General features: G+C 48.0%; 24 protein-coding genes. 17 read left to right on the top strand and 7 right to left on the bottom strand.

Annotated features, from left to right (window positions below; genetic code table 11):
• The first annotated feature begins 171 nt into the window (after window positions 1-171).
• Both ACYVUT_RS00600 and ACYVUT_RS00595 read left to right on the top strand, forming a co-directional pair.
• Window positions 172-1,056, top strand: a complete 885-nt coding sequence (locus ACYVUT_RS00600; protein WP_484499634.1) for a hypothetical protein — start codon at window positions 172-174, stop codon at window positions 1,054-1,056.
• A 12-nt stretch (window positions 1,057-1,068) separates the two neighbouring features.
• Entirely contained in the window at window positions 1,069-1,407 is a 339-nt protein-coding gene (locus ACYVUT_RS00595; RefSeq protein WP_484499633.1) for a hypothetical protein, read from the top strand.
• 42 nt (window positions 1,408-1,449) lie between these two features.
• On the opposite strand, the gene ACYVUT_RS00590 is transcribed toward ACYVUT_RS00595, so the two are convergent.
• Window positions 1,450-2,367, bottom strand: a complete 918-nt coding sequence (locus tag ACYVUT_RS00590) for a LysR family transcriptional regulator (protein WP_484501347.1) — start codon at window positions 2,365-2,367, stop codon at window positions 1,450-1,452.
• Window positions 2,368-2,468: 101 nt separating this feature from the next.
• On the opposite strand from ACYVUT_RS00590, the gene vprA reads away from it, so the two are divergent.
• Window positions 2,469-3,911 carry a vinyl phenol reductase gene (vprA, locus tag ACYVUT_RS00585; protein WP_439775095.1) on the top strand — a complete coding sequence of 481 codons (1,443 nt, stop codon included), beginning with the start codon at window positions 2,469-2,471 and terminating at the stop codon, window positions 3,909-3,911.
• A 135-nt stretch (window positions 3,912-4,046) separates the two neighbouring features.
• Here vprA and ACYVUT_RS00580 read toward each other — a convergent pair whose 3' ends face one another.
• The 3 genes from ACYVUT_RS00580 to ACYVUT_RS00570 all read right to left on the bottom strand — a co-directional run bounded on the left by ACYVUT_RS00580 (window position 4,047) and on the right by ACYVUT_RS00570 (window position 6,660).
• Window positions 4,047-4,985, bottom strand: a complete 939-nt coding sequence (locus ACYVUT_RS00580) for an ROK family glucokinase (protein ID WP_484499629.1) — start codon at window positions 4,983-4,985, stop codon at window positions 4,047-4,049.
• A gap of 171 nt (window positions 4,986-5,156) precedes the next feature.
• Window positions 5,157-5,414, bottom strand: coding sequence for a hypothetical protein (locus ACYVUT_RS00575; RefSeq protein ID WP_484499628.1), 258 nt, complete (start codon window positions 5,412-5,414; stop codon window positions 5,157-5,159).
• A gap of 121 nt (window positions 5,415-5,535) precedes the next feature.
• The gene (locus tag ACYVUT_RS00570; RefSeq protein WP_484501346.1) at window positions 5,536-6,660 is read right to left on the bottom strand and encodes a 5-methyltetrahydropteroyltriglutamate--homocysteine S-methyltransferase; all 1,125 of its coding nucleotides are present in this window, start codon (window positions 6,658-6,660) and stop codon (window positions 5,536-5,538) included.
• A gap of 135 nt (window positions 6,661-6,795) precedes the next feature.
• Between ACYVUT_RS00570 and ACYVUT_RS00565 the strand changes: the two genes are divergently transcribed.
• The 13 genes from ACYVUT_RS00565 (at window position 6,796) to ACYVUT_RS00505 (ending at window position 21,240) form a co-directional block, all read left to right on the top strand.
• Window positions 6,796-7,710 carry a LysR family transcriptional regulator gene (locus tag ACYVUT_RS00565; protein WP_484501345.1) on the top strand — a complete coding sequence of 305 codons (915 nt, stop codon included), beginning with the start codon at window positions 6,796-6,798 and terminating at the stop codon, window positions 7,708-7,710.
• Window positions 7,711-7,943: 233 nt separating this feature from the next.
• Window positions 7,944-8,645 (top strand): hypothetical protein, encoded by a 702-nt coding sequence (locus ACYVUT_RS00560; protein ID WP_439775099.1) that lies wholly within the window; start codon window positions 7,944-7,946, stop codon window positions 8,643-8,645.
• An 82-nt stretch (window positions 8,646-8,727) separates the two neighbouring features.
• Window positions 8,728-10,635: an endonuclease MutS2 gene (locus ACYVUT_RS00555; RefSeq protein WP_484501344.1), complete on the top strand. Its 1,908-nt coding sequence runs from the start codon at window positions 8,728-8,730 to the stop codon at window positions 10,633-10,635.
• Between the two features lie 181 nt (window positions 10,636-10,816).
• A complete protein-coding gene (locus ACYVUT_RS00550) occupies window positions 10,817-11,986 on the top strand; it encodes a hypothetical protein (RefSeq protein ID WP_484501343.1) in 1,170 nt (389 codons plus the stop codon).
• Entirely contained in the window at window positions 11,973-13,535 is a 1,563-nt protein-coding gene (locus tag ACYVUT_RS00545; protein WP_484501342.1) for an ATP-binding cassette domain-containing protein, read from the top strand. Before ACYVUT_RS00550 ends, ACYVUT_RS00545 begins: the two co-directional genes overlap by 14 nt.
• The gene (locus ACYVUT_RS00540) at window positions 13,532-15,109 is read left to right on the top strand and encodes an ATP-binding cassette domain-containing protein (protein ID WP_439775218.1); all 1,578 of its coding nucleotides are present in this window, start codon (window positions 13,532-13,534) and stop codon (window positions 15,107-15,109) included. Before ACYVUT_RS00545 ends, ACYVUT_RS00540 begins: the two co-directional genes overlap by 4 nt.
• A 161-nt stretch (window positions 15,110-15,270) precedes the next feature.
• Complete coding sequence (locus ACYVUT_RS00535; protein ID WP_439775219.1) at window positions 15,271-16,866, top strand: acyl-CoA dehydrogenase family protein; 1,596 nt, start codon at window positions 15,271-15,273, stop codon at window positions 16,864-16,866.
• A gap of 201 nt (window positions 16,867-17,067) precedes the next feature.
• Window positions 17,068-17,907, top strand: a complete 840-nt coding sequence (locus ACYVUT_RS00530) for an Rpn family recombination-promoting nuclease/putative transposase (protein ID WP_439775220.1) — start codon at window positions 17,068-17,070, stop codon at window positions 17,905-17,907.
• Window positions 17,908-18,056: 149 nt separating this feature from the next.
• A complete protein-coding gene (locus ACYVUT_RS00525) occupies window positions 18,057-18,239 on the top strand; it encodes a hypothetical protein (protein ID WP_008460863.1) in 183 nt (60 codons plus the stop codon).
• A gap of 243 nt (window positions 18,240-18,482) precedes the next feature.
• A complete protein-coding gene (locus tag ACYVUT_RS00520) occupies window positions 18,483-19,118 on the top strand; it encodes a hypothetical protein (RefSeq protein WP_484501341.1) in 636 nt (211 codons plus the stop codon).
• Between the two features lie 18 nt (window positions 19,119-19,136).
• Window positions 19,137-19,442: a hypothetical protein gene (locus tag ACYVUT_RS00515; RefSeq protein WP_439775224.1), complete on the top strand. Its 306-nt coding sequence runs from the start codon at window positions 19,137-19,139 to the stop codon at window positions 19,440-19,442.
• 412 nt (window positions 19,443-19,854) lie between these two features.
• Entirely contained in the window at window positions 19,855-20,334 is a 480-nt protein-coding gene (locus ACYVUT_RS00510) for an S-ribosylhomocysteine lyase (protein WP_484499622.1), read from the top strand.
• 24 nt (window positions 20,335-20,358) lie between these two features.
• Window positions 20,359-21,240 (top strand): MetQ/NlpA family ABC transporter substrate-binding protein, encoded by an 882-nt coding sequence (locus tag ACYVUT_RS00505; protein WP_484499621.1) that lies wholly within the window; start codon window positions 20,359-20,361, stop codon window positions 21,238-21,240.
• Between the two features lie 44 nt (window positions 21,241-21,284).
• Here the strand turns inward: ACYVUT_RS00505 and ACYVUT_RS00500 are convergent, their stop codons facing one another.
• Window positions 21,285-21,716, bottom strand: a complete 432-nt coding sequence (locus ACYVUT_RS00500) for a peptide deformylase (RefSeq protein ID WP_484499317.1) — start codon at window positions 21,714-21,716, stop codon at window positions 21,285-21,287.
• A gap of 225 nt (window positions 21,717-21,941) precedes the next feature.
• Here ACYVUT_RS00500 and ACYVUT_RS00495 point away from each other — a divergent pair, with 225 nt between their 5' ends.
• A complete protein-coding gene (locus tag ACYVUT_RS00495; RefSeq protein ID WP_439775227.1) occupies window positions 21,942-22,943 on the top strand; it encodes a D-2-hydroxyacid dehydrogenase in 1,002 nt (333 codons plus the stop codon).
• A 230-nt stretch (window positions 22,944-23,173) separates the two neighbouring features.
• Here the strand turns inward: ACYVUT_RS00495 and ACYVUT_RS00490 are convergent, their stop codons facing one another.
• Window positions 23,174-23,728 (bottom strand): cob(I)yrinic acid a,c-diamide adenosyltransferase, encoded by a 555-nt coding sequence (locus tag ACYVUT_RS00490; protein ID WP_484499620.1) that lies wholly within the window; start codon window positions 23,726-23,728, stop codon window positions 23,174-23,176.
• On the bottom strand, window positions 23,709-24,269 hold the full coding sequence (locus ACYVUT_RS00485) for an ECF transporter S component (protein ID WP_484499619.1): 561 nt from the start codon (window positions 24,267-24,269) through the stop codon (window positions 23,709-23,711). Before ACYVUT_RS00485 ends, ACYVUT_RS00490 begins: the two co-directional genes overlap by 20 nt.
• Between the last annotated feature and the right edge of the window lies 1 nt (window position 24,270).

Below are 24,270 nucleotides of genomic sequence, written 5' to 3'. Positions count from 1 at the left end.
ATCTCTCTTTCAAATGAGTATAAGCTCCTGGGCGTGTACTAATTGGGCCAACAATTTTAAGTTCACTGTTGACATTATAAAGAGACAGACCAATAATAGAGGCAAATCAGAAAGGATAAACACCTTTTTATACATTTTCTGTTGCTTCAGATATTATTTGGAGGGAATATCATGAGATTACAGCATAAGAAGTTTATACTACTTTTTTGTGTTACTTTGCTTTGCTGTATAAATATGACTAAAACAACTCTTGCAGAAACAAGTGATACTTCTAGTCAACAAAATAGCGAATTTGTACAAGCATACAATGAGGGACGCCAGAAAGGAATATTAACTGATAATAATATGCCTAAAAGCGATTTTATACAGCTTTGTAAAAAATCTGTCTTTCCTGCATATTTAACTTATGTTCAAGATAACCCGACTATATCTTTCTCGCAGTATATTGCAGAAGACAATTATGAAGTTCCAGAACTGAGCCCAAAAGATAATCCTACCACGGTTAGTGCACATAACGACAGTCATTCCTCTGCATTTTCAAGCTTATTTACCAATCTCATAGCTGCTCACAGCGGTTATAACATGAAGGCCGGAGATATTCTAATATGCTATGGAACTAACTCAATGGGCAAATATGTGGGGCATGCTGCAATTGCAACGTCATCAAAGTATGTTCTTGAGATGCCTGGTTACCTACACCGTGCTGAGCACCACACAAAAGAATATTTCTTTAAGCACCATTCAGGCGGATCCAATTATGTTCTTGTATACAGAATTAAAGCCCATCCAAAATATGCAGATGCTGCTTCCACATATGCTTATAACCATATGTACAAAAAAGACAACCCTTTATATGCGATAACTTCTAACTTAATCCATAAATCACCAAGTTACTGTTCAAAGTATGTCTTATTGTCATATTATTGGGGAGCGACAAAGTCTTCTGTACGTACCTCCTATAATGATAGTACGATTGTCCGCCCACACGATCTTGCTACACACTGGTTTAAAGGCACGTTTAAGCCAACTTGCATACATAAAGTAACAAAGTATTAACGAGGTGCTCATATGAAAAGATCAACCCAAAAAGCACTCAACTTGCTACTTTTGTTATGTGGCCTTGCTTGCTCACTTTTCTTATTGATCGAGGCGGTACCAAGTTTTCCAAACCTTACAGAACCTGGCGATACATTTATCAAGTTTTTGGTTATCGTAGAGGCAATTTTACTGATAGTTCTGCCAATTTTGTCCTACTTCCCCAACCTAAGAACGGCCGATATCGTTTTAGCGATCATTTTGGTCGCCCTACTGTTGCTTAAGTGGCAGCACCTATTTTCGATAATTTTTATTATCTATTCCTTGCTGATTATTGGATTTAATATCTACCTTAAACAGAAAAAAGCATAAACTACAAACGAAACAGGAGAGAACCATAGCTCTGGTTCTCTCCTATTTTTTCTCCCGGTCAGCGACGATGCTGGCAGTAAACTTTTTCAAAGCCGGAGACTGGTCATCAGCTCTGAAGACTAATTGCATAGTATAGTTCTGGCTGATCCGGGCCGAGTGAAATCTCTTGAAGACAAGGCTGTCATCCGGCTGGCTGAACTTGTCCAGCAGGTCCTTAGGCAGATAGGCCAGGCCCTGGTCCAAGGAGCAAGCCAAAAGCAGGTTTTCCAAAGACGCGACCCGCTTAATCTGGTATTGGCCGACATCGCTGCCCAGCGTCGCCAAAAAAGTATCCTGCATGTACTGGGAATTTTCACTGCTGTAGTAAAGCAGGTCCTTGCCCACGAGATCTTTTTCCTCAAGATAAGGCTTTTTAGCCAAAGGGTTCTGCCGGCTGAGCGCCAGCATCATCTCCCCTTGATAGACATCGATAAAGTCGTAAAGGCGGCGGTTGAGCTTGGTGTAGCGGCCATAGTTGTTGATGAAGCCGCAGTCCAGCTTTTTCAAAGCCAGGTCAGACAAGATATGCTCCACCGATTCCTCGACGATATTGAACTTGATCTCATCCTTGCCTTTTTTCTGGTAATTCAAGACCTGCTCACGCAGCAAGACCCCGTCAAAAGCTGAGAAAAAGCCAATATTCAAGTGGCTGACCTGCTCTTGGCCGATCTTCTGGGCCAGAGTCACCATGTCTGAAAACCTGGTCAAATAGTCTTCCACTTCTTTAGCAAAATATTCACCGGCTGGGGTGAGCTTAATCCGGTTGCTGCCCCGGGAAAAAAGCTGCATCCCCAGTTCCTCCTCCAGCCGCTTGATCAAGCGGGAAACCGCCCGCTGGCTGACGTAATTCTCCTCTGCCACGCGGTCGAAGCTGCCTGCCTGGGCGACTTTTACAAACATCTGCAATTGGTTCAAATCCATTTACCCGTACCTCAATGTCCATCTGGTGACCTATTTACACCTACAATTCTACTACAAAGCCAGTCTATAATGTAAGCGAAAACATGAAGGAGGAAATACAGATGACTTTGAAGAAGCAATACGATTTGGTAATTGTCGGTGGCGGGGCTTCCGGTTTCGCTGCAGGTTATGAAGCAGCCCACAACGGCCTGGACACGGTGATCCTGGAAAAGGGCCACTCAATCGGTGGCAGCGGCAACCACGTTGAAGGTATTTTCGCGGTCAACTCATTCATGCAAAAGAAGCATGACGACTACAAGCTGACTGAAGAAGACGCCTTGAACGAAGAATTGAGCTATTCCCACTACAAGGCTGACACCAACACCTGGAAGCAATACATCGCCGGTTCAGCCGACATCATCCAATGGTTGGACGACTTGGGCGTTAAGTGGTTGGACGTTGAACCACTGGGCAGCGGTGAAAGAACTTGGCACTTGTTTGACGGCCGCTGTGAAGCTGTCATTCACCAAGTTATGGCACCTAAGTTCCAAGAACTTGGCGGGGAAATCGCTACTCAACACGAAGTCGAAGAACTTTTGACCGAAGGCGGCAAGGTTGTCGGCGTCCGCGTCAAGAACCTGGCTGACCAAACCGTTAGCGACATCAAGGCCAAGAACGTCATCCTGGCAACTGGCGGCTACTTGAACAACAAGGACTTGATCGCCAAGTACACCAACTACAACGCTGACCAATTGATCCCATGCAACTCCGGCAAGAACACTGGTGACGGCCTGGAACTGGCTTGGAACGTTGGCGCTCAACGTTACGCTATGGGCATGGCCATGCTGTTTGGTGGCTACATCAAGGACCCAGACAAGCCAAGCTACATCTACCGTTACGACGAAATGAACGGTGCAGCCAACCAGCAATCACTGCTTTGGGTCAACGAAAAGGGTCAACGTTTCGTTAACGAAGAAGTTGTTGACAACTTCTCAGAAGCCGGCAACGCCCTCTTCACCCAAAACAAGTTCTACACTATCGTTGACCAAAAGACGATTGACCACCTGCAAAACGAAGGTCTCTACAAGGCAATGGGGACTTACGACTACCACGACACCAAGCTTCCACACCTGCAAGCAGAACTTGATGAAGCTTTGGGCCGGAACGCTAAGTTCTTGACCAAGGCTGACAGCATTGAAGAACTGGCTGAAAAGCTGAACCTGCCAGAACTTAAGGCAACTGTTGACCGTTACAACGAACTGGCAGCCAAGGGCGAAGACGTTGACTTCGGCAAGAGCAAGGACTTCATGATTCCAGTTGCTGAAGGTCCATTCTACGCTATTGAACAAGGTATCGGTGCCTTCTGTACGATGGGTGGCTTGAAGGTCAACTTGGAAAACCAAGTTCTTGACCAACAAGGTGCAGCTATCGAAGGCTTGTACGCTATCGGTAACGACGCTGCCGGCATGCTGATCGGTGACACTTACGGCCCGAACATGCCAGGTACTGAAGGTGGCTACTGCTTCTACTCAGGCAAGCACGTTGCTGACCTCCTGTCCAAGTAAAGCAAATCTGTTTCTGGTTTCAATACTAAGCAATATACCCTTGATAAAACTTAAGCAAGCAAAAAACGAGACAAGCCGAAAGGCCTGCCTCGTTTTTCGCGTGTTATGGAATTTTAAGATTTTTTCTTCTTTATCTTACAGAACCATCTTAACGGCACCGTACATGCCGGCATCGTTGCCCAGTTGGGCCAGGGCAATTTCCGTGCCTTCAGAAGCGTGGAAGGCTGCTTCAACGAAGTACTTTTGCACCGTGTCGATCAAGATTTGACCTGCCTTGGAGACCCCGCCGCCGATAACGTAGACTTCTGGATCAAAGACGCAGGAGATGGAAGCCAAAGCCGCGCCCAGGGTCTGGCCGACAAAGTCAACGATTTCCAAAGCCAGCTTGTCGCCTTCCTTAGCCGCGTCAAAGACGGCCTTGGCGTCAAGTTCTTCAACTTCGCGCAGGCTGGATTCTTCATTGCTTTCCATCAAAAGTTCCTTGGCCTTGCGGGCAATACCAGTCGCGGAAACGTATTGTTCCAGGTGGCCCTTCTTGCCGCAGCCACAAAGCTGGGTTTCATCCTTGTTGACCAAAAGGTGGCCGATTTCCCCGGCAGCACCGAAGGCACCAGCAACGATCTTGCCTTCAGAGATGATCCCGCCGCCGACGCCGGTACCCAGGGTAACCATGACAACGTTTTGGTGGCTTTCACCGCCGCCTTGCCACATTTCACCCAAAGCGGCAGCGTTGGCGTCGTTGGCTACCTTGACTTCGTCCAGGCCAGTCAGCTTGCGGACCTTTTCAGCCACGTTGAAGACGCCCCAACCCAGGTTGACGCAGCGGTTGACGATTTCATCATCCAGGATTGGACCTGGCACGTCAATGCCGATCCCGGCTACTTCTTCCTTAGGAATGTCCAGTTCCTTCAGCTTGTCGTTCAGAGAAGCCGCGATGTCAGGCAGGATCTTGGCCCCGTTGCCTTCTTTTCTGGTTGGGATTTCCCACTTTTGTGACAATTCACCGTTGGTTTCAAACAAACCAATCTTTACAGTGGTACCACCGATGTCAACACCAAATGCATATTTCTTCAAAGTAGTTGCCTCATTTCTTCAATGTTCTCTTTTTGCTAGTCCTATTATAAAGAAGAATTCAGCTTTGCGAAAGCGCTTCGGCTGACTTTTTGAAAAAATTATCAGACATGTGACACTTTTTCCAAGTATCAAAAAGATGCCCCGTGTAAGGAGGCATCTAATCTTGTTTGTTTAGTTATGGAAACTGATATATAAGAGCACGCCGGCAATGGCTAAAGCGGCCACTCCCAAGACCACGTTTACAATTGTGTGGACTCTCTTTGGTACGGATTCGCTCATTTGGAACTCATAGGCCCCATAGAAGGCTAGGAAAGGAAGAATCCCCCAAAAAGTGCTCTGTCTGTGGACTAATTTGTCGATCAGCAAACAGGCAGCCACGATCAACAGCATGTTCACCGAAATTGCTAAGATACTTTTTCTCGCTCTCATTCTAATTTTTCCTCCAGCAAAAATTGAAATTCACATATACGAATACAAGAAAATGATACCATAGCATACGCATAAAGGAAATATCAAAAAGATGCCCCGCGCAAGGAGGCATCCCTATTGATTATTCAGCGTCTGGCCAAACTTCCTTAGCCGTGTCGATGACCAGCTTGATCTTGGCCCATTGTTCTTCATCAGTCAAGTGGTTGCCTTCTTCAGTTGAGGCAAAGCCGCACTGGGTGCTGAGAGCCGTAGTAGCCAATGGGTGGTACTGGCCTGCTTCCTTGATCCGGGCCTTCAAAGCTTCCGGGTCTTCCAATTCCGGCTTCTTGCTGGTTACCAGGCCCAAAACAACTACCTTGTCAGCCGGCACTTCAGCCAAAGGAGCGAAGTCGCCTGACCGGTCGTCGTCAAATTCCAGGTAGAAGGCGTCCACCCCTTTTTCCTTGAAGACGTAAGGAGCAGCTGGGCCGTAGCCACCTTCTGAAGCCCAAGTTGAGTCGTAGTTGCCCCGGCAGATGTGGGTCGTAATCCGCAAGTCTTCTGGCAGGTCAACCAAGGCATTTTCATTGATTTCCTTGTAAAGCTGCAGGACTTCTTCGCGCTTGAGGTGGCCTTCGTCAAAAGCATGCCAGAAACTGTCGTTGACCAAGACGCCCCAAGTACAGTCGTCCAGCTTGATGTCGCGGGCACCATGCTTGTACAAGTCCAAAATCAATTCCCGGTAGACCTTGGAAACGTCCTTGGCCAGTTCTGCCCGGTCTGGGTAAACGGCATCAGTAGCCGCGATCAATTCATCGTTGCGGCAAATCAGTTCACAGTAAAGCTGAGCCGGGGCAGGGATACTCTGCCGGGCTTCAACGCCAGCCGCATCCGCCAAGGGCTTGAGGAAGTCGAAAGCTGCCACATCCGGGTGACCAGCTTCATAAGTCAATTTGCCAACCAACTTGGCCGCGTCTGGCCGGGTTTCTTCATCATGGAAGAAGTAGCCATGATCAGCCCGTACATGTTCTACCCCGCCAAAGCCCCAGAAGGTATCCAAGTGCCAATAGCTGCGGCGGAATTCCCCATCAGAAACTACCTTTAAGCCAGCAGCGACTTCTTTTTGCACCAGGGCCTTGATTTCCTGGTCTTCTACGGCCGTAAGCTCGGCCTGGCTGATTTCGCCGCGGGCAAATTTTTCCCGGGCTTCCTTTAACGCTGCTGGACGCAAGAAACTGCCGACAATATCGTAACGTGGAAATGACATCTGAATTACCTCCGAAGTTTTTAAATCGTGTTTTTAATTTGCTCTTAATGCTTGTTATTATAGCCAGATCTCGTTATGATTGAAAATAGCTATTTTTATCATGTATCGATAGATTTAAACTATGGAGGTTCAACCATGCGCATCCAGCAACTGCTCTATCTGCAAAAAGTCGTCGCCCTCGGCAACATGACCGAGGCAGCCAAAGAACTTTTCATCGCCCAGCCTACCCTGTCCAGCGCCATCAAGCAGCTGGAAAAAGAAATGGGGATCACCATCCTAATCCGGGGCAAAAAAGGGGTTAGCTTGACTGAAGATGGCCGGGAATTCATGCAGTACGCCCAGCAGATCCTGGACCAGGTCCAGCTGCTTGAGCGCCGCTACGGCGACCAGGCCAGCGCCCCGAAGATTTTTTCCGTGGCGGCCCAGCACTATGCTTTCGCCGTTGACGCTTTCGTCCAGCTGTTAAAAGAAATCGGCCAGAGCGACTACCAGGCCAGCCTCAAAGAAATGCGGACCTATGAAGTCATCGAAGACGTGGCCAACCTCCACAGCGAGATCGGCATCGTCTACCTCAGCCGCTACAACCGCCAGGTCATGGAAAACAGCTTCCAGGAAAAGGAGCTCAATTTCACTCCCCTTTTTAAGGCCCGGCCCCATGTCTTTTTATACAGAAACCATCCCCTGGCCGGCAAAAAATCTATCTCTTTAGCCGACCTCTTGCCCTACCCTAAGCTCAGCTACGACCAGGGCCAGCACAATTCCTTCTATTACTGGGAAGAAACCCTGGCTGACCAGCACTCACCAAAATCCATCATTGTCAGTGACCGGGCCACCCTGTTTAACCTGGCGATCGGCTTAAACGGCTATACCATCTCTTCAGGGATCATCAATGCTGACTTAAACGGGGACGACATCATCGCCCGGCCTTTGATCAGCGATGAATACATTGAAATCGGCTACCTGACCAACCGCCTGCACCAGCTCTCTTCCATCGGGCAAAAGTACCTGGGCTACTTAAGGGAAAGCATTGCAAAGAATGCTAAAAACTAACTTAATTTATTTCTAATAAGGCTCAGCTGCTTTTTTCTTAAAAAATCCCGTCCCCGCTTAATTTAAATAACTTTGCGGCCTATACAAGGTTTGCCAAACGGCTATTTTGTAGTAAAATTAAAAGATATAAACGGGCTTAGCACTTTGCTTTGAGCCAGATAAATTTTAACTTAGCATTAATCAAGCATTTTTTCAGCTCGGAAGAAATGCCAACACTGGAGGTTTAGACAACTATGGGTTGGATACTTTTAATTTTAATCATCATCATCTGCGTCGGTACCTACATCAACTCCCGCAATGAAAAGAAGAAGCAATCCCAGCTGTGGGCACAGCGTCAAAAGGACAGCTATGTTCCGCCAATGCCGATCATCAGTCTGGAGACCGTTGACGGCGCAAACAAGCTGGTTGTCAAGAACGACTCAAGCGTCTACTTCACCCAATATGAAAAGGGCAAGGCTCCTTGGCCAGGCGGCGTTGAAAACTTCAGCGTATACTACGACAAGGATACTAAGCACTTATTGATCTTGTCATTGGTACAAGAAAACGACAACATCGACTTCGGTGAAGTTGACCCTGAAGCAACTGAAAAGTTCCTGGCTGTCTTCCAAAGCGTTGGCGGTCACTTGGCTCAGCACTACGAATTGCTGACCTTGAACAAGGTTGACTCCAGCGACCTCAACCTGGCAGTCAAGTCCAGCCCGGCCAAGGTTTACTTCTACACTGAAAAGTCAGTAACTGACGGCAAGAAGCGCCTGTACTTCTCACCAGACCCGACTTCAACCGCCTACAAGCTTTTGGGCGTGGCAGTCAGCGATGGCAGCAATGGTGAAAAGAGCATCGACCTCAGCCTGGAAACCTTCAAGGGCGTTAAGGGTTCAATCTACACCACCCTGTCAGAAGCCGGCGTGAAGGACCTGCAGGAAAACTTTGCCTAGGTCAAAACAACATAATATCAACCGGTCTCCAACTTTTTTGGAGACCGGTTTTTTTACGCATATCAGATTAAAGGAAAATTAGATGACTGAATTTTTTGAAAACGACCAATTGCAATTTGCACAAGTCCTTACCCAAGTAGCATCTTACGCCAAGTCCCACGAAGCTAAAAACTTGCTTCTGCAAGCCCAGCCATTGACCAAGCCGGCAGCCGTTGTCCACTTACTCGACGAAACAGAAGAAGGTACGCGGCTCTTAGAGCGGCGCTTGCAGCTGCCGTTTGTTTCTTCAGATTCCCTTTTGCCATTGATCAATCGCGCTCAGAGGGGACTCCTTCTATCAGCAGATGATTTGGAAAAAGTTGCTGATTATCTCCGGGTCTGTGAATTGCTGCAACGCTTTTTGTGCAGAGAAAAAGATCTGGTTCCAATCCTTAATTCCTATGGTGAAGAGCTCCAGCTTTTTCCAAAACTGGTTGAACAGATTTATCAGTCAATAGAACATGGTCAAGTTGCCGACAGCGCTGACCGCGACTTGAGGCGGCTGCGGCGACAAGAACGGGAACTGAACCAGGAAATAAAAGACGCCGCTGGTAAGTTGCTGCAAAGCAAGAAAGTCAGCCAAAGTTTGCAAGAACAGCGGCTGGTAGAAAAAGATGGCCACTTGACTCTGCCCGTCAAAAGCAGCTTTAAAAAGGCAATCGCTGGCCGAATCATCGCTTATTCGGCCAATGGGCAGACTGCCTTCATTCTTCCACGCAAGCTGGACCAACTAAGCAGCGAAAAGATTGCTGTCAAGGGACAAATTGAAGCTATTGAAGCGATGATACTCGGACAACTGACCGCTGCCGTCTATGAAGAAAGCCACGGCCTATTACGTAACATTGATATCGTCGCGGCAATTGATCAAATTATGGCCCGGGCGCGGTATAGCCGGGAGCTAAATGGCAAGCGGGCCAGATTAAATCAGACAAATCAGCTGCTTTTACGGGGGATGCGGCATCCCCTGCTTAAAAATCCCGTTCCACTTGACCTGGAAATCGAGTCACCAGTTCGCGGCTTGATCATTACTGGACCAAATGCCGGTGGCAAAACCGCCACTTTAAAAACCTGCGGCCTGGCTATCATGATGACAGAGATTGGGCTTTATCTGCCTAGCCGGGAAATCTGCGACATTCCTGTCAGCCAGCAAATTTTCAGCCAAATTGGTGACCAACAGGACCTAGATAACTCCCTGTCGACCTTCTCAGCAGAAATGACCAATATTGCCGAAATTGTCACTCACGCTCAAAGCCGCAGTCTGGTTTTGCTCGATGAACTGGGAAGTGGCACTGACCCTGATGAAGGAGCTGCTATTGCTATCTCCGTCTTGCAAACCCTGCAACTTAAGGGATGCTTGGTTTTAGCCACGACCCACTACAGTAGGATCAAGGACTATGCCGTTAAGCATCCAAATTACCGGACCGCGTCAATGGACTTCAATGCTGACACTCTCACCCCAACATACCGTCTGCTCTTAGACCAAGTCGGCCAGAGCCGGGCTTTTTGGATCGCCCAAAAAGTAGGGATGCCAAAAGAAATTATCGACCAGGCGCAAAAAGTTTTAGCCGGTCAATTGCCACTCAACAGCAGCACGGTCATTTTGAAAGAAAAAGCCACTGGCAAAATAGTCAAAACACATTTTTGCAAAGGAGACGTGGTCTACGCGGGCAATCTGGAAAAAGAGGGTATTTTCTACGCTTTGGAAGCAGACCGAACCTTAGCCAAAATTTTTATCAACAAACAATTTTATGTCGTTCCCGTTAAACGGCTGAAATTACGGCGAAAAGCTGCCGACCTTTATCCAGAAGGTTATAACCTGGACCTGCTCTTCATAAGCGACTGGCAAGAATATAAATTTAACAAGGACTTGAACCGCGGGAGCAAAAAAGCTTATAAGAAATTAACAAAGTATGAGCAAGAAGTGAAAAGCAATAGTGATGAAAATAGTTAATGTTTTCTGCTTATACCGGTTGAACAGGCTATAGAATTAGACTAAAATTACTAAAAAATGATAAAGAGGTGGTAACAATGGATTTGGAACAAGTAATTGAAGATTTAGACAACAACACGATTTCTTATTTTTCAGATATCGTGCTTTCATGGAATCACAATGTAATTACTAAGGGAAGAGCATGAAATTTGAATCATTTTTAAGTTCTTTCAAGTCAGGAGATTCTTCATGGCAAGAATCTCCTGTTTTGTTTGAAAGAATACAATACGCAAAAGAAACAGTTTTACAAAACAAACCCGCTCACAGCAGAAGTCTAAAAGCACCTGAATTCTTAACGGACTTCGGACTGCGTAAATCGACATCACAATTCTACTTTATTGAACAAGTCAGCAAAAAGCTTGGGATAACTTTGCCAACCGAAGAAGAGATCGTAGCCCAGCTCATGACAATTGATATCTCCGACCTGGCAACTTGGATTGATTCTATCGTAATGATCCTCGGCTACTATTCGTCTTGTCACTCAGTGGTCACACTCCGGCAAGATGAATTATGTCAGATAGATTCCCCAGCCGATTTGGTAAAACTCGCTACGCTTTGCGGTATTGAGAGGGATGCCAGATTAGCAGAAATAATTTTTAACTTAGCTTTAGATAAAGCAGAGGAACCTGAAATTCAAAGACTGATACTTCATCGCTTGTGCGTCTTAAAACTAAAACGTACTAATAATACTGAGGATTTTTATAAGACGATGTCAGTCTTGACCTCTAAAATGATTCTTCAAGATCAAACTGAGGAATCTTTAGTTCTTATTGACAACTTACTTGCGCTAGCTCTAATTTCTACCGCCGATAATCACTATCAGCATCTGCAAGACGCCCGTCTTCTGTTGCTTAGTGCCAGTACAATTCTAAGCAGCTGTATTACCACAAGCGATGCTGCCAACACTACATTGATTTCTGAGCTTGTTCGTTACTATAGTCAAGTTTCAATTAATCAAGTTCAATTAGAACTAGAGTTGCAAAACTATGATCTTGCCAAAGAAATCATAAAAAACAGCATCAAACTGACTTCTGCGTATAACAGTGAGTATTTAGCTGAAGAATTTGCTACAGCTGCTTATATTGACTACAAGACCGAAGATTTTTCACTTGCCATATCTGGCAGCATAGATGCTCTATCAGAATACCGGCAGTTGGGCGATGTTTTAGGTATAAAAAGAATGAAACAAATCTTAGCAGCCTCTCTAGCAAAACTAGGTCTAAAAAAAGATGCCGAAACCGTTATGCAACTCATATCCCAAGATCCTTTAGGAGAAAAAGACTACACCATTTTTACTCATGACTTTATGTAAACTAATCAACAGCAACCGGGGCCGCTTCGCCATAATCTTTGCCCTGCTGGTCATGACCCAGGTCATCGACGTTACTTCAACTTACCTGTTCTCGCCAATGGTCAACCAAGTTTCCGCCGGCCGTTTTAACATTTTTTGTAGCCTGCTTCTGATTCAATTTGCCCTGGCCTTAGTACTGAACTTGGCTTTCAACGGGGCCAACTACCTCTTCAGCAAGCAGACCCAGCAGTATCTGCACGGTGTCAGAGACAGACTGGCTGACCACTATTACCAACAGCCTGCCGGCGTCTCCGAAATGACCAACCACTTTAGCCAAGACCTTGACACCTTGACTTACGATTACGCGACTGTTCTCTTTTACTTGATCTGTGACGTTATCAACGCGCTTATGGTTGTCGCCAGCCTCTTGTCTTTTCACTGGCTCCTGCTCCTGGCCAGCCTCTTAACTACCGTGACTTCCTTCGCGATTGCCCGCTTATTGGAAAAATACAGCAACCAGGCCACTGATCAATTGTCAGTTGCCAACCAGCACTTTTTAGCGACTATTGCCCAATGGACTGCCGGCCTGGCAGAACTTCGCCGCTATTTTGCCAAAAGCCCTTATCAAAAAGCCTTGCTTAAGTCCGGCCAAGAGCTGGCCGACCGGCAAGTCAGCCGCCGCAAGATCAACAGCCAGATCCAGTGCCTGCAAAGCCTTAGCAACGCCTTAGGCACAGTCAGCATCCCCCTCATCGCCGGCTTCCTCTTCTTTAAAGGACAAATGTCCTTAGGCGGCGTCATTGCGGCTGGTTATTTCGCCAGCAGTATTTTTTCCGTCCTGGAAAACATCGCCGGCAGCTATTCTTATCTGAACTCGACCAAAAGCCTGCGCCAGCGGCTTAGCCGCCTACAGGAAAGCAAGAAAAATGACAATCTGCAGCCGGTCAGCTTGATGGCCCAAATCGAGATTAACCAGGTCTCCCTAACCCGCAGCAAGCAGCTTCTGTCCTACCCCGATTTGACCATCCATGCTGGTGAAAAAATCCTCATCACTGGCGACAGCGGCAGTGGTAAAAGCACCCTGCTAAAACTGCTTTTAGGTGATTTACAAGCTGAAAGAGGCCAGATCGTTTTTAAAGACGCTGCTGGCCAAGCCTTCCAGCCGGATCCTTACTCAATCGGCTATCTGGCCCAGGACCTGGTCCTGTTCCCCGCGACTTTGGCGGAAAACGTGACCATGCATACCCCTGGCCTAAGTGCTGATCCAAAAGATTACCTGGAAGAAGTCGGCCTTAAGCTTGATCCCCAGCGCCAGATTACTTCAGACGATTTGACCCTGTCCGGCGGTCAAAAGCAAAAACTGGCTCTTGCCCGGACTTTAAGCCATAACTTTCCCCTGCTTTTGCTGGATGAGTCACTCAGCGCGGTTGACCGGACTGGCCAGGACCAAATCTTGCAGACTCTTTGCCAATTGCCGGCAACCGTCATCTTCGTTGCCCACAATTTAAGCCCTGAACAAAAAGCCCGCTTTGACCGGGAAATCAGCTTAGCTAGAAAGAAGCATGTATGACTTTTAAAGAATTTTACCTCCGCAAACCAGTCAAAAGCAGCCTGCTCTTCCTGGCCGCGGCTTTAAGCTCCTTGCTGCTGGTCGGGTCTTCTTACGCCTTGACCCTGGAATTCAATGCTTTAAGAAACCGGCAGCCCGTGCTTTTTGCCCAAATGCTGGCCCTGCAGCTGGCCTGCTTGGCCTTCAGTGCCCTGCTCACCTACTACGGCAACCTGGCCCTGGAAAAGCTGATCCAAAGCTACCTGCAGCAGATCCGGCAAGAGCTTGCCCTGCATATATTCAATGATGGCCAAGCAAACGATCCAGCCCAGGCGCAAAACCAGCTGCTTAAGGAAGGAGACCTGCTAACTGTCAGCTACCTTCGCAATATTTACAGCAGCTTTAAGGCCGGCATGACGGTCCTGGCTGCCGGCGGCGCTCTGCTCAGTTTTCACTGGAGCCTCTTCATCGCCTGCCTCATCTTTGCCTTGATGCAGATCTACCTTCCCCGCCTGCTTGACCGCCAGCTCAACCATGCCAATCAAAGACTGGCCGCGCAGAACCAGGCCTATCTCAAGCTTCTTGGCGACTGGCTGCTCGGCCTTGGCGACTTGCACCGCTGCCTATCCTTAGCCTGGTTTAAGGAAAAAGCCGGCCTGGCCGCCAAGGAGCTAGAAGATGCTCATGTGCACAAAAGCGCCGTCTCTGCCCTCTTGGATTACCTCAATCAGCTGGCATATTCTCTTGGCAGCAGCTTGATCCTGCTCTTGACCGCCTTTTTGGTCATCCAACACTGGACGGCTTTTGGCCTGCTCAGCAGCATTGCTTCTTTTAACAGTGACTTTTTTGGCAATCTGCAGAACGCGGCTGACTACTTAGGCGAAATTTCCGGCAGCCGCCAGCTGCGGCAAGACCTGCTTAAGCAAAGAGAAGCTGTCCCAGAGAAAAAAGAGACCGGCCAAGCTCCAGCTGCTTTTGCCAGCAGTCCTTTAACCGTTGACTTTAACGGCCTCACCCTGGTTTACCCGGCCATCAAGCTGCAGCCTGGAGAAAAAGTTTTGCTGACCGGCGCCAGCGGCCGGGGGAAAAGTACTTTTTTCAAGCTGCTCTTAGGTGAAGTCAAGGCAGCCAGTGGAGAAATTCACTATCTGGACCAGAAGGGGCAGGCCATTCAGCCCAACTTGAGTCAAATCGGCTATCTCCCCCAGGATCCCCAGCTTTTCCCCGGCAGCGTTGCCGAAAACATGACCATGTTCAATCCAGATTTAAGCGATCAAGACTTGCTCCGCCAAACAGCAGACCAGGTGAACTTAAGTGAGGACCTGCATCTTTGGCCGGCCGGGCTTGATACAAGAGTTGCCGTAGAAAACAGCAATGTTTCTGGCGGCCAGCGGCAAAAAATCGTTCTGGCCCGCAGCTATCTTTACCACAGCCAGCTGCTTTTGATCGATGAAGGCACCAGCGCTATTGACCAGGCCGCCACGCGGGAGATTATTGCCCGCTTGCTCAAGACGGATAAAACGATCATGTTCGTCGCCCACAATCTGACCGCGGAAAGCCGCCAGCTTTTTGACCGCGAAATTCAACTTGATTAACCTGGAAAGGTTCACGAAAGTGAGCCTTTTTTATTCTCCTATTGCACATTGCTACTAGTTCGTGATAGTATATTAACTATAAAAGCGTTTTCTTTATTTTGACTGCACAAAATAAAAATTACTATTTTTCTATATAATAAAAGAATGATAAGGATACTAGCATGACTAACGAAACCGAACTTTTGCAAGCCGTTCAGCAATTGGCAGACAAGGACGTAGCGCCTTTTGACCTGCAGATCGACCGCCAGGCCAAGCTGCCAAACGGCCTTTTCCAGAAGATCGTTGACCTGGGCCTTTTGCGGGCAAAAATTCCCAAGGAATATGGCGGACTGGACGTCTCTGCCATGACCGCCGGCAAGATCGTCAACATCCTGGCCAAGGCCAACGCCAGTGTCGGCGTAATGCTGGAAGGCCACTACAAGAGCTGTGACCAGCTGGCCAAGTACGGCACTGACGCTGCTAAGGAGCGCTACTTTGCCTGGGGTGCCCAAGCCATCCTTGGCTTCTCCAACACTGAACCAGAAGGCGGCTCAGACCCAAGCAAGCACCAGTCCTACGCGGTTGAAAAGGACGGCCGCTGGATCATCAACGGCGACAAGGTCATGATTACCAACGGGACCCTGGCTCAAGTCTACTCAGTCAATGTGAAGACCGGTCCTGACGAATACTCTGTCTTTATCGTGGACAAGGGGATGCCAGGCTTCTCCTTCGGCTATGTTGAAAAGTTTATCGGCTTGCGGGGGATTCCTTGCGGTGAAGTTGTCATGAACCAGATCGAAGTTGGTCCAGAAAACATGCTGGGCAAGCGGGGGCAAGGTTTGGAAATTGCCAACAACGCCCACGATGATGCCCGCTACTTGATGGGGGCCGTTTTGACTGGGATCCAGGAACACGCCCTTGATATTGCCAAAAACTACGCGGCTAAGCGCAAGTCAGGCAATACCCTGCTTAAGGACATGCAAGTTACTCAATACAAGATCAGCAAGATTGCAACCAACAAGGAACTGACCCGTTTGGTTTACGAGGAAGCTGCCCGCCGTAAGGATGCCGGCCTGCCATACATGGAACAATCCGCTATGGCCAAGTGCTTCGGCAGCAAGGCAGCGGTTGAATCCTGCGACTTGACCCTGCAAATCATGGGCGGCTACGGCTACAGCGCTGAATTTGCCCCAGAACACCTGGTAAGAGACGCCAGAGCCATGGAAATCGCTGAAGGCACGATCGAAAAGATGTACACGGAAATCAGCAATGCTGAAATGGCTGATGTACCAAGCCAGGAAGTGGCAAGAAAGCAGGCTGACTTGACTGACCTTGACCAGATCCTGCCGCTTTTAGAAGCAGCCAAGACTCCAGCCGGCGCGGTTGACGCGGTAAGCAGCCCATCACAAGCAGCCGGCCTGCCAAAGGCCAAGATCGTTCTGGCTCTGGGCCGCGGTGCCAACCAACCAGAAACTATCGCTCTGGCCAAGCAAGTAGCTGAAAAGCTGGGCGCTGAAATCGGGGTTACCAGACCAATGGTCGGCTCAGACTTCAACCGTGGCCAGCAACTCGGCGTCAACGGCCACAAGATCAAGCCACAAGTTTTGATCAACCTGGGGATTGCCGGCGCGCCGCAATACACCTTTACTGTTGACCATGCTGAAAACATCATCTCCGTCAACACTAACCCGAACGCTATCGTCTTCGAAGACTCAGACTACCGCTACGTCGGCAGCACTTACGACTTCTTGAAGGAACTGCTCAACCGTTTGGGCTAAAAATTAATAACCGCCAGCCGCTGGTATTTAACCGCGGCTGGCGGTTTTTTCTTTACTCTGAGCAAGTAGTGTAAAGAGTTTTGGGGCTTTTTCGCCATTTCCTTCAAATAAATTGAATTTGTCAGAAAATTTTTGCCGAAAAAAACGTACTAGTAAATGGAGGGGTAAAAATAGCTTACTAGTGAAAGGATGTTTTATAATATGAGCAAGGAAAATAATTTGAACCAGTACGAACCGATTGGCATTACTGACGATTTTATGTTTTTCGCGGTGATGAGCGATGAACAGATCTGCACCCGGCTCTTGCAAGAGTTGTTGCCAGAACTCAAGATTAAAAAGGTGACGACAAAAGCCCAGTCACAAATCAAGGGTGGCCGTGAAGACAAGGCTATCCGGTTGGATATCCAGGCCTTTGACGAACAAGGGCGAATCTACGACATCGAAATGCAGCTCTCCCGGGATTTTCAACCAAAACGGAGCCGCTATTACAAGGCTTTGGTTGACATGACCACTTTGCTAGCCGGGACTGACTATGATGATTTGCCACCGATGTTCGTAATTATCTTCTCTCCCTTTGACCAGTTCGGGGACAAGGAGCGGGTTTCAGATTACATCGTGTATTGTCCGAAAACACACCGGGCACTTGGCGATGGCACTCACGTCGTCTACGTCAACTCAAAGGGAGTGAACGGCAAAGTCAGTCCGACCATGCAGAAGTTCTTGGATCTGATGAATGGACAAGTTGACCGCAAGAATGCTCTGATCAATGACATCGCCAAGAAGATGGATTACTACAATCATAATCAAGAATGGAGGGCGAACAGATTGGAATACGAGACAACTTTACGCCATGAGCACAAGCTCGGCGTTGATGAAGGCCGCAAGCAAGGAATTGATGAAGGTATTGACAAAGCAAAAGCAGCTGATGCTCTGAGCGTAATGGTAAAGTTTAATGTATCAGCTGAGCAGGCCTTGGATGCATTGGGCGTTCCAAAGTCTGACCAACCCAAGTATTTGCAGATGATGAAAGAAAAAGTTTAATCATTCAAAAACGAAGCCGCACATTAAAGCGGCTTCGTTTTTTGTTTTGATATATAGTGTGAAAAACTTATACATAATTAAGATATAGAGTTATAATTATCTTAACGTCAAAAGTAAAAAACATATTTTTTGAAATGGAATGAGAAAAAATGATTTTAGCTGAGGTAGCTTACAATATCTGGCCAGTCTTGCTTGCCCAACTGGTTGGCATCATCATCTTCTTCGTGATCGCCTACTACTTTGCCAAGTTCCTGGTAATCAAACTGACCCCCTTAGTCCTCAAGATCAAGCGCGAGGAAGAAGCCAAGCAGGACCACGGCCAAGACGATTAGCCGGCTTGGATAATTTTTGCCGCAAGCTATTACAAAATAACTATCTGTGATAGCTACAAAATAGATAATTATCAATATTTTTTCAATATACATCCTTCTTGTTATGCTATTTCCGGATAATAAACATATTTAAACAAAAAAGCCCTTGCATGCAGTCATGCAAGAGACTATAATTCTAAGTGTCAATATCACATCTGTTGTTATATTAGGAGGAAAATATGAAGCCAAAGCATCTATTGCTTAGTGCCATTTTCGCTATCGCACTTTTTTTGGGAAATCTCTTCTGGCACAGTTGTTAAGGCCGATAGTTTTAACGGAGCATCAACTAACTCCCAACTAACTACTAGTCAAATCAAACAAGCCGATAAGTATGTTGATGTTTCCAATAATCAGTATGTTTTATCCGATTCAGGGAAGAGCAAGCTTTCCGAAAATACTAAGAAAGTTGTTGAAAATCAATTAGCTACGGTAAATGCTGATATTCAAAAAAATGATCTAGTTATCAATACAGAAACTAAATCTCTCTCTACACAAGCTTTATATGTTTCTAAAGCTGCCAGTGTTAAAGGCGCCGCTCGACTTCATAGTGGTTGTTATGTTCGCGCCTTTTGGTGGGGTGTCAGAGTTTACTTCACTTCAAATGCAGGCGTTTATTGGTTTGCCGGGAAAGCCGGAAATGTCTCTACAATTTCATCTTTAGCATCGGCTATCGCAACAGTAACAGGACACGAAATTGCATCGACATTAGGCGAAGCCTTTGGGATGTATGTCGACTCTTTTAGCAGTCAATTGTTAAACTACAATAAGAAACACAAAAAGAGTAAGATCTATACTGACATCAATTACACTGCCGGATTTTCATTCCACATTTACAAGTAAATTTTCTGAGGTATTATCATGGTTCCAAACAGTTTGTTAATCAGCATCTTCGCGTCTGGGCTGCTGTTGGGCTTTATTTTGGCTGTACCTTTCGCGCCAAAGTTGCAAGAAATTAGAGATTTCTTCCGTTACCGGATTGGCTATTGGAACATGCTGATCCCTATCGGAATCATCGTAGTTACCAACGCGGCAGCCTATAGCATGTTGAACATCGCCGGACTGGCTCTTCTAGGCCCCTTTGACTTGATCTTCATTGGCGCGACGATTGCCGACTATTTGCGGGACCGGAAATTTAATTCCGGCAAGCAAAAGCGTGACGAATAGCCGGCTTGGACAATTTTTGCCGCGAAAGGTTGACAAGCGGCTATCGTTATTATATTATGATTAAAAAATGAAAACACGTTGACAAGGAAAAGATAAGTAGCTGGTCAAATCTTCTTTCAGAGAGGCGCGGTGGCTGAAAAGCGCTGAAGAGGCCCCGGCGAACATGGTCTTTGAGTCATACGGGAGGCGAGCTCCGGCAAGTTTCCCGCGGGAGGCGCCCGATACCGCGCCCGAGTATAACTCCGCCCAGGCGGAGCGTACTTAAAGGCGGTCTTTTTTAGACCGTGAAGATGGGTGGTAACACGCTAATACGTCCCTGAGCGAAAGCATTTTCGTTCAGGGACTTTTTTTGTCACGTTTTTTCAAGTAATTTAGTCAACCAGTATTTTTTAGAAAAAAGGAGATTATCATCATGGCTAAAGTAGAAAGTTTTGAATTGGATCACACTAAAGTTAAGGCACCTTACGTCCGCTTGATCACCGTTGAAGAAGGCCCTAATGGCGACAAGATCTCCAACTTCGACCTCCGCCTGGTGCAGCCTAACGAAAACGCCATCCCAACTGGCGGCCTGCACACCATTGAACACCTCCTGGCCAGCCTCCTGCGCGACCGCTTAGACGGCGTCATCGACTGCTCCCCATTCGGCTGCCGGACCGGTTTCCACTTGATTACCTGGGGTGAACACACGACCACTGAAGTAGCCAAGGCCCTGCGCGACTCCCTCAAGGCCATCAGAGACGACATCACTTGGGAAGACGTGCCTGGCACCACCATCGAAAGCTGCGGCAACTACCGCGACCACTCCCTCTTCAGCGCCAAGGAATGGTGCAATGATATCCTGAAGAAGGGCATCAGCGACGACCCATTTAACCGCCACGTGGTTGAAGACTAGTTTTTATTTTTAGGAGCAAAAATCATGAGAAGAAAGAAAAAGCAGCAACGGCTCATCGCCGCCGCCATCGCCCTCGTCGTCATCATTGCCGCCTTCTTCGCCCTGCGCCTGACTTCTTCCCGGCAAACGGCCAAGAGCCAGACGACTACCGTCACTGTCGGCTCCATCGGCCCCGACGTCCAAGTCTGGCAGCACATCGCCAAGAGCAGCCAGGCCAAAAAGCTGGGCCTTAAGATCAAGGTGAAGGCTTTTACCGACGGGCCCAGCCTCCTGCGGGCAACCTCTGACGGCAGCATCAACGTCAGTGCCTTTGCTTCCTGGGCCTACCTGGAAGCCTACAACAAGTCCAAGAGCAATACCGGCCAGCAAGTAGCCTTGGCCACAACCTACCTGGAGCCAATGGGTATCTACTCATCCAAGTACAAGAAGCTCTCCGACCTGCCTAAAGGCGCGACCATTGCCCTGGCCAACAACGCCGCCAACGAAGCCAGAGGGCTCCTGCTTTTGCAAAGCGCCGGCCTGATTAAGCTGAAGAAAAACTTTGACTCAGCCAGCGGCAACACCAACGACATTGTTTCCAACCCCAAGAAGTTCAAGTTCAAGCTGATCGATGATACCACCGGCCCCCGGGTCATCAAGTCCGTCGACGCCGTCCTCATCGGCAACACCATCGCCCTGGCCGGCAACTTGAACGTGCTGAAGGACTCCCTTTACCACGAAAAGATCGACCAGAGCACCAAGAACAACATCAATGTCCTGGCCACCGCTAAGAAAAGCAAGAACAATGCCGCTTACAAGAAGCTGGGCAAGCTCTACCATAACAAGCAGATCCAGAAGTGGATCGCCAAGAAATACTCCGGCACCAAGGTCGAAGTCAACAAGCCGGTTTCCTACTTGACCGATTAAAAAAGCTGAGCCGTTTGGCCCAGCTTTTTGCTTTCCTGCCTTAATTAAATTAATTTGCCCTTGCAGTGGTCGACTTCATGTTGGATGGTTTCCGCCACAAAGCCTGTAAAGGCCTGCCCATGCTCTTTTAAATCCATGTCCTGGTACTTGACCGTGATTTCTTCATAGCGGTCAACTGACCGCTCTCCCGTCAAAGACAGGCAGCCTTCTTTTGCCAGGTAGTGGCCGGATCTTTTAACGATCTTAGGGTTAAGCATAACTATAGGTAAAAAGCCGGCGTTTACCGCGATAATCGCCTTGTTTACCCCAATCATGTTGGCAGCCAGGCCAGCGGCGGGCGGCAGGCCGTCAACGCTTTCCCGGTGGGCCAGCAGGGTGTCCAGCAGGTCCTGGGCCGCTTGCCGGTCACTGGCAGCTGCTTTAGCTGCCGGCTGACTTAAACGGAGGGGGTCGTGGATGATTTTTTGCACTGTCATTTTTCTTGCTCCTTTATTTGCTAAAACCAGTTTAAAGGGTCTGGAGCTTTTTGACAAATATAGTTTGTGAAAAACGTTCACGTTCACGAACTAGCGGCAAGCTATTCGCTTAGTATAGCGCTTACAATAAAAATATTTGCTCAAATACTCACATTTTAGTTTTTTACCCGGCGATTTTGTGCTAAGATTATCAATGTAAGAGCAAGAATAACGGAGGGACAATTAATGACTAAAATTTTTGCTTACGCAATTCGTGAAGATGAAAAGCCATTCTTGAAGGAATGGGAAGACGCTCACAAGGACGTCGAAGTTGAATACACTGACAAGCTTTTGACTCCAGAAACTGCTGCTTTGGCAAAGGGTGCTGACGGTGTTGTTGTTTACCAACAACTTGACTACACCGCTGAAACTCTGCAAGCTTTGGCAGACAACGGCATCACTAAGATGAGCCTGCGTAACGTTGGTGTTGACAACATCGACATGGCTAAGGCTAAGGAACTTGGCTTCCAAATCACCAACGTTCCAGTTTACTCACCAGACGCTATCGCAGAACACGCTGCTATCCAAGCTGCCCGCATCCTGCGTCAAGACAAGCGTATGGACGAAAAGGTTGCCCGTCACGACCTGCGTTGGGCACCAACTATCGGCCGTGAAGTTCGCGACCAAGTTGTCGGTGTTGTAGGTACTGGCCACATCGGTCAAGTTTTCATGCAAATCATGGAAGGCTTCGGCGCTAAGGTTATCGCTTACGACATCTTCCGCAACCCAGAATTGGAAAAGAAGGGCTACTACGTAGACTCACTTGACGACCTGTACAAGCAAGCTGACGTTATTTCCCTGCACGTTCCTGACGTTCCAGCTAACGTTCACATGATCAACGACAAGTCAATTGCTGAAATGAAGCAAGACGTAGTTATCGTTAACGTATCACGTGGTCCATTGGTTGACACTGACGCTGTTATCCGTGGTTTGGACTCAGGCAAGGTCTTCGGTTACGTAATGGACGTTTACGAAGGTGAAGTTGGCGTCTTCAACGAAGACTGGGAAGGCAAGGAATTCCCAGACGCACGTTTGGCTGACTTGATCGCTCGTCCAAACGTTCTGGTAACTCCACACACTGCTTTCTACACTACTCACGCTGTTCGCAACATGGTAGTTAAGGCCTTCGACAACAACCTTGAATTGGTTGAAGGCAAGGAAGCTGAAACTCCAGTTAAGGTTGGCTAATCTAGCCGCTTAGAAATCCCTTTTTTAAAACTTACAGATTTTCTTACAACAATCTACTTAAAAATTACTTACATTACTTTACAAACACATACTTTTAAACTTATCCATTAAAAGCTAAAACGAAAACCCGCGGGGCCTTCTCACCCGCGGGTTTTTGCTTGCTGATTTGTAGAAGAAAAAGTGTTGGATGCTTGCTCTCTAAGTCATCCAACACTTTTTAATTTGCTTGCTTATTTTTTCGGACGTCGGGCAGGCTTGCTCTTAACGTCAGCCACGCCCTCTAAAAGGTTGGCATAGCGAGCCATGACGAACAGGTAGTCTGACAGGCGGTTTAGATACTTGAGGCTGTCGCTCTTGACCTCCCCGCTTTCGTCCGCATACAGCACGCAGACCCGCTCGCTGGTCCGGGCCAGTGCCCGGGCATACTGGAGGTTGGCGCTGGTCTTTGACCCGCCAGGCAGGATGAATTCCTTCATTTCCGGCAATTCTTCCGTCCAGGCATCAATCTGCTCTTCCATGTAAGTCACTTCAGCCAAAGTAATCGTATGGTGCCGCTTGACCACCAGGTCAGCCTGCAATTCATACAGTTCCCGCTCCAGCTTGATCAGCTTTTCTTCCAATCTCTGGCAGGCCGGAGAAAGGTTGGCCACCGTAACCCCCAGCCAGGACTGCAGCTCATCGAGAGCTCCCAGTGTCTGGATCTGCGGGGTGTATTTGGCAACCATCTTGCCGGTAACCTGCTTGGTTTTCCCCTGGTCGCCGACTTTAGTGTAGACTTTGAGCATTTTGCTTCCACCCTGCTTTCTTTTTAAACCGGTCCAGGCCCAAAATCAATGGCAGATAAAGGATAGGATAAAAGGCCAGGTTGCCGGCGGCGTGATACAAGTCAAAGGTCAGGCCGCTGACCCAGTAGGCGATGAAAGCTGCCCAGCCGCCCCAGCCAGCCATGCCCAGGCTGACGAAGAAGCCGTATTCCAGGCCCAGAAAGCCGACCAGGAGCTCCTGCAGCCAGTAGAATTTCCGGCTTTTCAGCGGCAAAAGCCTGGCAAATAATGCCACGGTCAAGGCGCAGGCCGCGTAGGCAAAAATCTGCGGCAAGGTCCAAATTCCAAAGCCCAGGAAGATGTTGGAGATCACCATGACCAAAACGGCCAGGAGAATCCCCGTCCCTGCCCCCAGTTCCAGCGTGGCTAGCATGATAATATCAGTCACTGGCTGGACATTGGGGATATCGATAATTTTAAAGATCCGCAAAACCACGCACATCGCCGTTAGCAGGGCCAGCAGGGTCAGCCTTTGCAGCTGGTAGCGTTCCTTGGTCTGCATC

The organism is Lactobacillus sp. WILCCON 0059, from assembly GCF_057197985.1.
The sequence above is the reverse complement of the archived record's forward strand: the minus strand, read 5'-3'. Positions and strand labels throughout refer to the sequence as shown.